The organism is Mycobacterium sp. SM1 (assembly GCF_018361265.1).
Taxonomy (GTDB): Bacteria; Actinomycetota; Actinomycetes; order Mycobacteriales; family Mycobacteriaceae; genus Mycobacterium.
In genome coordinates, this window is record NZ_JAFLNH010000004.1 from 100,393 (window position 1) to 113,050 (window position 12,658).

Consider the following 12,658-nt stretch of genomic DNA (forward strand, 5'->3'; position numbering starts at 1 on the left):
GCTTGCAGGTGACCGACAACCTTAACCCGCCCGGACCGCTGACCCCGGGCGGGGTGCGTGTTACCGCCCTGGGCGGTGTCGGCGAAATCGGGCGCAATATGACCGTCTTCGAGCATCTGGGTCGGCTGCTGATCATCGACTGCGGGGTGATGTTCCCCACCCACGACGAGCCCGGGGTCGACCTCATCCTGCCGGACCTGCGGCACATCGAAGACCGCCTCGATGACATCGAGGCGCTGGTGCTCACCCACGCGCACGAGGACCACATCGGGGCGGTCCCGTTTCTGCTCAAGCTGCGGCCCGACATCCCGGTCGTCGGCTCGAAGTTCACCCTGGCGCTGGTCTCCGCCAAATGCCGTGAGCACCAGCTTAAACCGGTGCTCCTCGAAGTCGCCGAGGGCCAGCGCCGCACGCACGGCGTGTTCGAGTGCCAGTACTTCGCGATCAACCACTCCATCCCGGACGCGCTGGCGATCGCGGTGCACACCGGGGCGGGAAGCATCCTGCACACCGGAGACATCAAACTCGACCAGTTGCCGCTGGACGGACGCGTCACGGACCTGCCCGGCATGTCCCGGCTCGGCGACGCCGGTGTCGATCTTTTGCTTTGCGATTCGACCAACGCCGAGATTCCCGGTGTCGGGCCGTCGGAAAGCGAAGTGGGCCCGGCGCTGCATCGCCTGATCAGGGGCGCCGAGGGCCGTGTCATCGTGGCGTGCTTCGCTTCCAACGTAGACCGGGTGCAGCAGATCATCGACGCCGCCGTGGCGCTGGGGCGGCGGGTGGCATTCGTCGGCCGATCCATGGTGCGCAACATGGGGATCGCCCGTGAGCTTGGTTTTTTACGCGTGGCCGATTCCGATCTGATCGACATCGCCGCCGCCGAGATGATGCCGCCCGGACGAGTGGTGTTGATCACCACCGGCACTCAAGGCGAGCCGATGTCGGCGTTGTCGCGAATGTCCCGCGGAGAGCACCGCAGCATCACGCTCACCTCCGACGACCTGATCATCCTGTCCTCCTCGCTGATCCCCGGCAACGAGGAGGCCGTCTACGGTGTGCTCGACGAGCTGTCCAAGATCGGCGCCCAAGTTATCACCAATCAGCAAGTGCGCGTGCATGTTTCAGGTCACGCATACTCCGGTGAGCTGCTGTTTCTGTACAACGCGGTGCGACCCCGCCACGTCATGCCCATCCACGGCACCTGGCGAATGCTGCGGGCCAACGCCAAACTGGCCGCGCGCACCGGGGTGGCGCAGGAGTGCATTCTGTTGGCGGAGAACGGCGTCAGCGTCGACCTGGTCGCCGGCAAAGCCGGCATCGCGGGCGCGGTGCCGGTCGGCAAAATGTTCGTCGACGGGCTGGTCACCGGCGACGTCGGGGAAATCACCCTGGGTGAACGGCTCATTTTATCGTCGGGCTTCGTTGCGGTGACCGTGGTGGTGCGACACGGCACTGGGCGTCCCGCGGCCCCGCCGCACCTGCATTCGCGGGGTTTCTCCGAGGACCCCAAGGCCCTGGAGCCCGCGGTCCGCAAAGTCGAGGAAGAGCTGGAATTGCTGGCCGCCGAGAACATCACCGACCCCACCCGGATCGCCCAGGCGGTGCGCCGCACGGTCGGCAAGTGGGTGGGAGAAACCTACCGGCGCCAGCCGATGATCGTGCCCACGGTGCTGGAGATCTGAAGCCGGATCGGCGGGGACGCGGGCCGGCACTCAGGTTTTTTTCCGCATCCGCCGACCATTCGATCTGCGAGGCTGTGAGGTTGCGGCCGGTCGGTGCGACATAGCGGTGCACGATTTGCTCGGGCCCTACCTGCTCAACCAGCCGCCAGCCGTATCCGGCGAGAAACCCCGCCACCTCCCCGGGTGGTAATCCGAAGTGCCACAGCTGCCGTCGTTGGCGCGTTATGCGGTAGAGCGTGGTGGTCCCGTACAGATTCGTGCCATCAGGTCCGGCACGCTCCAGCGCCGTGATGAACAGCCGACGCAGCAGGGCTGATCGGGTGGCAGCGGTCAGCCACCGCGCGGGCGGCGGCAAAAAGGCTGCCGCCAGATCGTCGTTCACCAGCCGCCGCCCGGGCGGCTCGTGCTGCTCGACAGCCGCCAGGACCAGCGGCCCTAAGGCCGTCTGCGCCGCGGGGTTGCGCACAATCGGCTACCTCTTGTCCAGAAAAGCCCCGCAGCGACGGCCACGGCGATGCCGGTGGGCAAGCGCCGGGCCGGGCACCGGCACGTCAGCGACGCAGCTGGCCTTTGTCCGGGTCGCCCGCGGGAATGGGGGTCAGCGTCTTGATGTCGGGCGCGGCGGTCAGGTGCTCGCCGGTCTCCTTGAGCAGCCGGGTCAGGGCCGGAGCGGTGCTGTGGGCCTGGAGCGCCGCGGCGTCGGCCCACTGCTCGACGAAGACGAAGGTGTCCCCCGATTCATGCAGCGAGTAGAGCTGGCATCCCGGCTCGTTGTGGACCTCTTCGACCGCGCGGGTGAGGATCTCGCGGACGGTGTCGACGGACTCGGGCTTGGCGGTCAGGGTAGCGACGACAACGACGGGCATGTGGGCCTCCTGAGCCTCTCGGGGTGATCACCTGACGCCTCGCACCCTACCCGGCGGCTCCGACACCGAACCGCCAGCGGCCGTAATCAGTGTGGCAAATGATGCAGACGGTGTGTTTGCGATTAGGCTTGCCGGCATGTCCAACAAGACCGCCACCCGATCCGGCGCCCGAGCAGCCAGGTCGAAGGCCATGTCACGGCCCACCCGGCGGCGCCCGGCTCGCCCGCGCCGCAATCGGTCTGTGCCCGTGGCCACCGGGCTGGCCGCCGGCCGGCTCGCCCGCGGCATCTGGCTGACCCTGGCCAGGGGCGCCGGCACCGCGGCGCGATCCGTGGGGCGCGCCCGTGACATCGAGCCCGCACACCGCCGCGACGGGATCGCGCTGCTGCTGCTGGGCCTGGCCGTCCTGATCGCGGCAAGCTCGTGGTTGCACGCCGCCCGCCCGGCGGGGGCGTGGGTCGACACGCTGCTGCGGACGTTGATCGGCTCGGCAGTTGCGGTGCTGCCATTGGTAATCGCCGTCGTCGCGGTGGTGCTGATGCGAACGGAGCCCGATCCCGACGCCCGCCCGCGGCTGATCCTCGGCGTGGCGATGATCGCCTTTCCCGCCCTGGGGCTGTGGCACCTGGGGGCGGGGTCGCCGGACACCCCCGACGCGCGCCGCCACGGCGGGGGGTTTATCGGTTTCGCCATCGGCGGACCGCTGGCAGACGGGTTGACCGCCTGGATCGCCGCGCCCCTGCTGTTGATCGGGGTGCTGTTCGGCTCGCTGCTGCTGACCGGGACCACGCTTCGTGAGGTGCCCGGCAAGCTGCGCACCATGTGCAGCGCCGGGCTCCTCCCGCGTCGTGGCCAGTTCTCCGGGGCCGGCCCGAAGTGCCTCCGCGACAACGCCGCTGACGTCGCAGATGTCGACGATATTGCCGCCGACGACTTTTCCGACGGCTACTACGATGATCCGCCGTACCTGCCCGGTGACGGGGCAAGCGCCTGGCCGCCCGGCGAGCATGCCCCGAGGGCGGCCGACACCGCCATCGTCGCGGAGCCCGATGGCACGCGCCCTCGCCGGCGTGCCGCAAAATCCCCTGGCGTACTTGACCAACCGGCGCTGGATCGGGTCATCGACGGGCCCTACACCGTGCCGTCGCTCGACCTGTTGCTCCCGGGGGACCCGCCCAAGAAACGCAGCGCCGCCAACAACCACATGGTCGGTGCCATCAACCAGGTGCTCGCCCAATTCAAGGTCGACGCGGCCGTCACGGCGTGCACCCGCGGGCCGACCGTCACCCGCTACGAGATCGAGCTGGGGCCCGGCGTCAAGGTCGAGAAGATCACTGCGCTGCACCGCAACATCGCCTACGCGGTGGCCACCGAGAGTGTACGGATGCTGGCACCGATCCCCGGCAAATCCGCCGTCGGCATCGAGGTGCCCAACACCGATCGCGAAGTGGTGCGGCTGGCCGACGTGCTCACCGCGCCGTCCACCCGCCGGGACCACCACCCACTGGTGATCGGACTGGGCAAAGACATCGAGGGGAACTTCATCTCGGCCAACCTGGCCAAGATGCCGCACCTGCTGGTCGCCGGCTCCACCGGCTCCGGCAAGTCCAGCTTCGTCAACTCGATGCTGGTGTCGCTGCTGACGCGGGCCACCCCCGAGGAGGTCAGGATGATCCTCATCGACCCGAAGATGGTGGAACTGACGCCCTATGAAGGCATCCCGCATCTGATCACCCCGATCATCACCCAGCCGAAGAAGGCGGCGGCCGCGCTGGCGTGGCTGGTCGATGAGATGGAGCAGCGCTACCAGGACATGCAGGCTTCGCGGGTGCGCCACATCGATGACTTCAATGCTCGGGTGCGCTCCGGTGAGATCACCGCGCCGCTGGGCAGTTCGCGCGAATACCGGCCCTACCCGTACGTGGTGGCCATCGTCGACGAGTTGGCCGATCTGATGATGACCGCGCCGCGCGATGTCGAGGACGCGATCGTGCGGATCACCCAGAAAGCCCGCGCCGCGGGTATTCATCTGGTGCTGGCCACCCAGCGCCCGTCGGTGGACGTGGTGACCGGGCTGATCAAGACCAACGTGCCTTCCCGGCTGGCGTTTGCGACCTCGTCGCTCACCGACAGCCGGGTGATCCTCGATCAGGCGGGTGCGGAGAAGCTGATCGGCATGGGCGACGGCCTGTTTCTGCCGATGGGCGCCAGCAAGCCGATCCGGCTGCAGGGGGCGTTCATCACCGATGAGGAGATCCACGCCGTCGTCACCGCCTGCAAGGAGCAGGCCGAACCCGAATACACCGAGGGGGTCACTACCACCACACTCACCGGGGAACGAAAGGACGTCGACGCGGACATCGGCGACGACATGGACGTGTTCTTGCAGGCGGTAGAGCTGGTGGTCACCAGCCAGTTCGGGTCCACGTCGATGCTGCAGCGCAAGCTTCGCGTCGGGTTCGCCAAGGCCGGCCGGTTGATGGATCTGATGGAAACCCGCGGCATCGTCGGGCCGTCGGAGGGATCCAAAGCGCGCGAGGTGCTGGTCAAACCCGACGAGCTGGCCGCGACCCTGGCGTCGATCCGGGGCCTCGACACCGCCCCAGCCTCCGATTAACGGCCGACGGCCGGTCAGGCGTCGATGACCACGCGGTGGCCTTTGGCCCGCGAGACGCAGACCAGCATCTCGTCATCGCCTTCGGTGGTGCGCCCCCGGCGATCGACGTCCCCGGCCAGCACCTTGACCTTGCAGGTGCCGCAGAATCCTTGCCGGCACGAATACGGGGTCGCCGGGTTGTGGTCGAGCATGACGGCCAGCGCCGAGCGGTTCGGCGGCACGGCGAGCACCCGCCGCGAGCGCGCCAGCACCAGCTCGAAAGGGGCACCGTCGATGACCGGCGGCGGGGCGAAGCGCTCGTAGTGCAGGGGCGCGTCGGCGTGCTGGTCGCGCGCCGCGCGCACCGCCTCCAGCATGCCGGCCGGCCCGCAGACGTACACCGCCGTGGTCGGTCCGGCGCCGGCGAGCAGGTCGGCAGCGGTGGGAATGCGGCCGCGTTCGTCGTCGGCCCAGACCGTCACCCGATCCGGCGCCACCGCGAGCACCTCGTCCAGCAGCGGCATATAGTCGCGGCTGCGCCCGGCATACACGGCCCGCCAACGTATTCCGTGCTGCTGGGCCAGCCGGATCATGGGCAGGATCGGCGTTACCCCGATGCCGCCGATCACGAATAGCACGTCGTGCTCGTCGGTGACCAGATAAAAGGCGTTGCGGGGACCTTCGAAAACCAGGGTGTGGCCCACGTCGACGGTGTCATGCATCTCGATCGAGCCGCCGCCGCCGTCGGCGATGCGGCGCACCGCGATGCGGTAGTCGGTGCGCCGCCCGGGCGGACCGCACAGCGAGTACTGGCGACGGCGGCCCGAGGGCAGCCGGACATCGATGTGCGCGCCCGGTGTCCAGGACGGCAGCACTGCGCCATCCGGGTCGGCCAGTGTCAGCGCGACCACGTCTGGTGCCAGCACTTGCCGTTTGGTGACCACTGCGCTGATCGTGCGCTGTACCGGGGCGACCCGGGAGGGCGTCCAGCGGGACAGCGCGGCCAAGCCGCCGAAGAGAACACGGGCACCCCAAAACGCGGTGAGAACGCGATCGTGTTTGCGGCGGCCGTATAAGTCTGCCGGCCTGCTGCCCCAAATATTCTGTGACACGGGTAGTCCCGCTTAGGTTGTTGCGCGGCGACCCGCTGCTCCCGGCTCCGCCGCGGTGGCGATCGCCGTGGTCGGTCGAATGTCGAACCGGGCGAACAGCCGAACCAGCGACGGACTGATGCGGCGCAGCGCGTAGCCGATCTTGGACTCGGCGGCGACCGGCAGCACCGCCGGAGCGGTCTTGACCGCCTTGACGATCGCCGTGGCCACCGCTTCCGGGGTGTAGTTACGGCGCCGATACGCGGCGTCGGCCTTCTGCCGGGCGCGCTCCTGCTGCTCGGCCGTCATACCGGCGTAGCTGGTGCTCTTGGCGATGTTGGTGTTGACGAAACCCGGGCACACCGCGGTGACCGTGATGCCTTCGTCGGCGAGGTCGGCGCGCAGCGATTCGCTGAGCGCGAGCACCGCCGCCTTCGTGGTGCCATAGGCGACTAAGGATTTCGACGGCAGGAACGCCGCCGCGGAGGCCACGTTGATGATCGTTCCGCCCTGGCCGCGCTCGACCATCTGGGCGCCGAACGCCCGGCACCCGCTGATCACCCCGCGCAGGTTGACGCCCAGGAGGGCATCCCAGTGCTCGGGCGTCGTCTCCAAAAACCGGCCCGCCATCCCGATGCCGGCGTTGTTGACCAGGATGTCGACCACGCCGTGCGTGTCGTGCACCTGTGCGGCAAGGTTATTCATCGCCGCTTCGTCGCTGACGTCGACCTGGTAGACGGCGGCCTCGGCTCCGGCCGCCCGCACCGCCGCCGCGGTTTCGTTGGCGCCGTCGAGGTCTCGGTCGACAACCACGACGGTGGCCGCGCCCCGGCGGGCCAGCTGCACCGCGGTGGCCCGACCGATCCCCGCACCCGCACCGGTGACCAGCGCCAGTTTGCCGTGCACATCCCGCGGGCCGGTGTGCACGACGGACTCACCCGCCGGTGCCGTGCCCTCGACGACTAGGTCGACCCACTCACCGGTGAGCCGGGCGATCACGTCGGGACGCGAGGTCAGCACCCAATGCCCGCCCTCGATCGGAACCACCCGGCCGCCGGGCGGAATCGAGCCGGTGAACCGCTGCAGGGCGGGCGTCACGAAATAGTCCTTGCGCGCCACCAGCACCTGCACCGGGACGCTGGTCTGCGCCAGCCGCTTTCCGGGAGCCAGCAGCGGCCCGGGCATGTTGGCACGGTACAGGTTGAGCCCATTGAGGTAATCGTGGATCGACCGGTACGTGGCGTCGGGCTGGCCGCGGGTGCGTGATCGGCCGATACGTTCAACTCCCTCAATGACTTTCACCGCCACCCGGGAGCGGATACTCCACTCCGGCGCGCCCGGGCACAAGAAGAACCAGATGTAGGAGGACGCCAGAACCTGTTTGGCGACGTCGGCCACGGCGCGCGGGGTGCGCGGTGAGCGCAGGAACCTGCCGGCATAGTTCAGATGCGGCCCGGAGATCGACGTGAACGAGGCGATCCTGCCCACCAGCGAGTGGTCGGTGACCGCCGCCCAGCATTGGATCGAGCCCCAGTCGTGGCCCAACAGGTGCACCTGCTCCACCCCCAGGGCGTCGATCACCGCGCCGACATCGGAGACCAGCTGGGGCAGCCGATAACCGGAACGGTCTGTCGGCGTTGCTGATGCCCCGGCGCCGCGGACGTCGTAAGCCACGAAGTTGTATCGGTGGGCAAGCTTGGCCGCGACCCCGTCCCACACGTGGTGGTTATCCGGGTAGCCGTGCACCGCCAGGATGGTCGGGCGTCCCCGGTCGCTCTCGCCATAGGCGTGCACGGCGAGGGCGACCCCGTCTGAAGCCGTCACGGTGATGCTGGGCTGATTCATTTGCGAGTCCCCCGCGCGGTGCTCAGTGAGACGCGCGGGCGGCAGGGGAGCGGGCCAAGTACTCGACCGCGCGGGCCACCCCGCCCAGCTGAGACGGATGAAAGCCCGGCCGGTAGTAGGCGCCGATGACCCGCACGAATTGGAATGGCCCGGGCACCAAACCCCGGCGCGCCGCGTCGAAGTAGTCCCGCCAGCGCGGCGCGGTTCCCGGCGGCAGGTATGGGTCGACGGAATACATGAATCGGATGCCGCGTATCCACAACCACAGCATCGCCGGGGTCACCAGCAGCTGGGTGCGCACCTGGCGCCAGTATCCGGCCCGCAGATGCTTCATGGTGTCGAAGGCGACCGCCTTGTGTTCGACTTCTTCGGCGCCGTGCCAGCGCAGCAGGTCCAGCATCACCGGGTCGGCGCCGAGGGCGTCCAGGTGCGGGGTGTCGAGAATCCATTCACCCAGGATGGCGGTGTAATGCTCGATGGCCGCCACGATCGACACCTGCTCTGCCAGCCACTTCTGCCGTCGTCGCGGGCCCCACCAGGGCCGGTCGCCGAGTAGCTTGTCAAACAGCCACCGGATCTGGTCCGTGAACGGTGTCAGGTCGATGCCCCTGGCCGCGAAATGCTCGAGCACACCTGCGTGTGCTTGGGAGTGCATGGCCTCCTGGCTGATGAATCCCTGCACGTCCAGCCGCAGCTGGTCGTCCTTGATCAGCGGCAGCGCCCTCGTGAATACCTCGACGATCCACTTTTCGCCCGCCGGCAGCAGGAGGTGCAGGACGTTGCAGAAATGGGTGGCGAAGGGCTCGTGGGGCACGTAGTAAAACGGCAGCGTCGCCCAGTCGAACGCCACGTCGCGCGCCTGCAGGACGATTCGTTCGTGATCCAGTGACGCGTCATGCGAACCGGCCGCCCGCTCATCGACACTAAACATCGTCAACCCCCCGGAGTCACTAGGCAATGCATTGGGTATCAGCCTCGGTGATCAGGCGCTCGCTGCGCAAGAACCGTACCAGGTCGTCGACGATGGCGGTCAGGGCCGGCTCGTGCAGGCGGACGTCGGCCGCCGCACGCGCCTGCCGGTAGCGGGTGTTGTCGTAGCGCTTGTCGCGCATCGCGGCGATCTTGCCGGCCGAGCGGGTGAGGAAATCGACCAGCGGATACAGCGGATCCCGCGGCGTGCAGTGGCGGTTTACCTGTTCGGCGAAGGACGCAATGTCGTGGTAGGTGAACCGGTAGCCGTGCCGTTCCGACAACACCCGCGTGATATCCATCAGGCTGTAGTAGTGATCCGCGGTCATATTGAAGACATGACCGCAGGCGGTGTCCGCGCTCGGCAGGCCCATCATCGCGACAATGTGGTCGCCGACCAGGTCCGCCGGCAGCAGGCTGATCTGATTGTGGGCGTTCACCGCCAGGCCGTGCTCGATCATAAACGCCGTCAGGCGCACCACGATATCCTCGCGGCTGCCGCAACCCGCGCTGGTGGGGCAGATCAGTGAGGGACGGTAGACGCGCACGTCGAGCCCTTGGCGGGCCGCCGCCAGCGCCAGCTGCTCGGCGACCCATTTGGTCTGCGAGTAGCCGAAGTCCAGGCCCGCCATCTCCTCGTTGACGTCCCACTCGCCGACGACGGGCTTGGTGCTCCAGCCGTAGACAAAGGTGCTGGAGACCAGGTGAAAGGCCTTGCGGCGCGCCGTCATCGCCAAGCGCAACAGCTCGTGGGTGCCGGCCACGTTGGTGGGCCGCAGGGCGTCGTAGGTGCGGACGTAGTTGACCAGGGCGCCGTTGTGCACGACGGCCGCGACGGACTCGGCCAGTCGCCGATACCCCGCCTCGCCGATTCCCAGGCCAGGCGCGGCGAGATCCCCGCAGATCACGCGGACCCGCGCGCGGACCTCGGCTTCCAGAGCGGGCGACCAGAGCCGGGCCCGGCGCAGCCCGGCGACGACGCGGTCCAGCCCGTGGGCCGTATCGGCGGCACGCACCAGGGTGTGGATCCGCCAGGAGGTCCGTTGCAGCAGGCTGGCCAGCAGGAACGGCCCCAGCAAGCCGGTCGCTCCGGTCAGCAGGATGTCGCTGGGCCCGTGTTCACGTGCGGGTGGAAGCGCCGGGAGGGGCAGTTGTGCGTCGGCGCGCATCTGGCTGGTTTCGTAGGCCTGGTAGTCGGCGGCAATCTGATCCAGCGCGCGGCGCAGCGCCGGCAGCGGTCGCCTTGACCCCCCGCCGAACTGGCGCACCAGCCGGAAGAACTCGGCGACCGTCAGCCGCTGCAGCAGCCGGGTGTCGACCTCCTCGGCCAGCTCGGTCGCGCCATGCTCTGCCAGCAGGGCCTTCAGGTCGGCGCGCAGCTCGGCCAGCGACAGCGAGTCGATGCCAAGATCCGCGAAGGAGCAGTTCTCGGCGCCGGTGAGGTCGTAGCTTTCGATGAGGTGACGGAAGCGTTGCAGCGGACCTGCCGTGGTGTCCCGGTCCCGGTGGGTTCGGTGAGTCATCTGATTAGTCCAGCGCGCCAGCACGGGCAGCTTGGTTTCTAGCCAGAGCCGGCGGGTTTGTGCGCGCCGGATTTTCCCCGATGTGGTCTTGGGAATGCTGTGCGGCGGCACCAACAGGATGGTGTGCGGGTCGATATGACAGTGCCTGCGGATGGTGCGCGCCAGGTCCGCGGCCTCCGGGAGGGCGCGCTCGTCGCGAACCTCAGCGACCACGACCAGTACTTCCTGCTCCTCGTGCTCGACCGGGAAGGCGGCCACACAGCCGTTACGGACTTGCGCGGCCGACCGTTCCACGACGGCTTCGATATCCGAGGGATAGCAGTTGACGCCGCGGACGATGATCAGATCCTTGCTGCGCCCGCAGACGAACAGCTCGCCCTCATACAAGAAGCCGAGATCCCCGGTGCGCAGGAAGGTGTGCTCGTCATCGCCGACGATGCGGGCTTCGAAGGTCTGCGCGGTGAGCCCGGGACGGCGCCAGTAGCCGCGCCCTTTAGAGGGCCCGTCCACCCAAATCTCGCCGATGCGGCCTTCGCCCAAAGCCTGCCCCGATTGGGGATCGACGATGCGGACCACGTTCCCATCAAGAGGCTTGCCGCAGCTCACCACCGGGGTCTGGTTGCTGTTTTCGGGCAGGGCCTTTTCGACCCGCACAGCATTGCGCTCCAGCGCTCGCTTGTTCAGAGCCAGGGTCTGGCGCCCCCGCAGGGACACGATCAGGGTGTTTTCGGCCAATCCGTACGCGCCGGTCAGTGCGCCGGGTCTCAGGCCGTAGGGCGCGAAGCGCTCCCGGAAGCTGGCGAAGGTCTTGGCCCGCAGCGGCTCTGCACCGATGACCATGCTCTCCAAGCTGCTCAGGTCGACGCCGGCCAGCTCGGAGGTGGGGAGCTTGTCCTCGCGCAGGCAGTACTCGAGGGCGAAGGTCGGTGCGGGTGTGTGGGTGGCGCGCACGTCGCTGATGAGCCGCAGCCAGGCCGATGGCCGCTGCAGGAAGTCGGCCGGCGACATTGCATGCGTGCTGCCGCCTTTGACCAGTACGAACAGGTATGCCGAGATCAAGCCCATATCGTGGTGCTGGGGGAGCCAGCTGACGCACACTTCCTCGCCGGTGAAGGCCGAGCCGTTGGCGATGACGTTGGCGTGGCTGACGATCACCCCCTTGGGGTCGCCGGTGGAGCCGGAGGTGTACTGCAAAAACAGCACCGGCCCGGGGGTGTCCGCCACCGGGGCGCCGCCGAAGTCCTGCGTGGTGTCCGTCGCGAACCAGGGCAGCTCCGCGGGCGGCTCGGGGTCCGGCCACGGCGGCGCGTCCTGCCGGTGACCGAGGAGCAGCCGGTAGTCATACTCGAACTGCTTGGTGGACAGCACCGTCTTGGCCTGGCAGTCCCGCGCGATAAAGCCGAGTTTGGCCAGCCCCGCGTCAAACGCCATCGGCAACGGCGGGCTGACCGGTACGGCGATCACCCCGAGGCGCGCGCACGCGAAGAACGCCGCCACCATCTCCAGGCCCGGCGGGTAGACCAGCAGCGCGCGGTCGCCCGGCCGAAGGCCGGCCTCGGCAGACAAGTAGGCGGCCAGCTCACGCGTGCGTTCGCCAAAGCCCTGGTAGGTGTAGTGCTCGAGTTCACGGCCGGTGGCATCGACGAACCGGTACAGGGCCTGGTCGGGCCTTCGCGTTTCCCACGTCCGCAGGTAATCGATGAGCGTCTCCATCGCAGTCCCTCCCACCTCCGGGTCGGCGCTAGCCGAAATCAGCGAAACAACTTCTTTTCGCGGTCTAGTAGCGCTCCGCGCCGTGTCAAGCAAAAGCTATTAACGCTATTTATATTCTCACATGCTAGCCTCAATTGGCCAATTTAGCTACGAACGGCAAGGTCATGCGCTGGACCGTGCGACCGGATCGTTCGAGGCCATGCGCATCTGGCCACATATCTCCGTAAAACCGATGATCAGTACCTCAGTAAACATGTGTGAGCAGCGAATATGCTACGGATATACGGATATAATTCGTTACTGATGTCCGTATAACAGTAGTTCAGCACCACCCGATGCCGCCCAGATATCCCGACCCTAGTCATGAATC

7 protein-coding genes and 1 pseudogene are annotated in these 12,658 nt (G+C 67.9%); 2 read left to right on the top strand and 6 right to left on the bottom strand.

The window, feature by feature from the left end; genetic code table 11:
• The first annotated feature begins 8 nt into the window (after window positions 1–8).
• The gene (locus MSM1_RS16935; RefSeq protein ID WP_213444726.1) at window positions 9–1,685 is read left to right on the top strand and encodes a ribonuclease J; all 1,677 of its coding nucleotides are present in this window, start codon (window positions 9–11) and stop codon (window positions 1,683–1,685) included.
• A 16-nt stretch (window positions 1,686–1,701) separates the two neighbouring features.
• Here MSM1_RS16935 and MSM1_RS16940 read toward each other — a convergent pair.
• A pseudogene (locus tag MSM1_RS16940) lies at window positions 1,702–2,154 on the bottom strand (hypothetical protein); the annotation flags it as partial.
• Window positions 2,155–2,236: 82 nt separating this feature from the next.
• Window positions 2,237–2,551 (bottom strand): putative quinol monooxygenase, encoded by a 315-nt coding sequence (locus MSM1_RS16945; RefSeq protein ID WP_213444728.1) that lies wholly within the window; start codon window positions 2,549–2,551, stop codon window positions 2,237–2,239.
• Window positions 2,552–2,687: 136 nt separating this feature from the next.
• Between MSM1_RS16945 and MSM1_RS16950 the strand changes: the two genes are divergently transcribed.
• Window positions 2,688–5,168: a DNA translocase FtsK gene (locus tag MSM1_RS16950; RefSeq protein ID WP_213444729.1), complete on the top strand. Its 2,481-nt coding sequence runs from the start codon at window positions 2,688–2,690 to the stop codon at window positions 5,166–5,168.
• A gap of 14 nt (window positions 5,169–5,182) precedes the next feature.
• On the opposite strand, the gene MSM1_RS16955 is transcribed toward MSM1_RS16950, so the two are convergent.
• Genes MSM1_RS16955 through MSM1_RS16970 form a run of 4 tightly spaced genes read right to left on the bottom strand, consistent with a single transcriptional unit; the run spans window position 5,183 to window position 12,288 of the window.
• The gene (locus MSM1_RS16955) at window positions 5,183–6,259 is read right to left on the bottom strand and encodes a PDR/VanB family oxidoreductase (RefSeq protein ID WP_213444730.1); all 1,077 of its coding nucleotides are present in this window, start codon (window positions 6,257–6,259) and stop codon (window positions 5,183–5,185) included.
• A 12-nt stretch (window positions 6,260–6,271) separates the two neighbouring features.
• Window positions 6,272–8,083, bottom strand: a complete 1,812-nt coding sequence (locus MSM1_RS16960; RefSeq protein WP_213444731.1) for an SDR family oxidoreductase — start codon at window positions 8,081–8,083, stop codon at window positions 6,272–6,274.
• A gap of 22 nt (window positions 8,084–8,105) precedes the next feature.
• Window positions 8,106–9,014 (bottom strand): metal-dependent hydrolase, encoded by a 909-nt coding sequence (locus MSM1_RS16965; RefSeq protein ID WP_213444732.1) that lies wholly within the window; start codon window positions 9,012–9,014, stop codon window positions 8,106–8,108.
• A 19-nt stretch (window positions 9,015–9,033) separates the two neighbouring features.
• On the bottom strand, window positions 9,034–12,288 hold the full coding sequence (locus tag MSM1_RS16970; RefSeq protein ID WP_213444733.1) for a thioester reductase domain-containing protein: 3,255 nt from the start codon (window positions 12,286–12,288) through the stop codon (window positions 9,034–9,036).
• Window positions 12,289–12,658 lie beyond the last annotated feature (370 nt).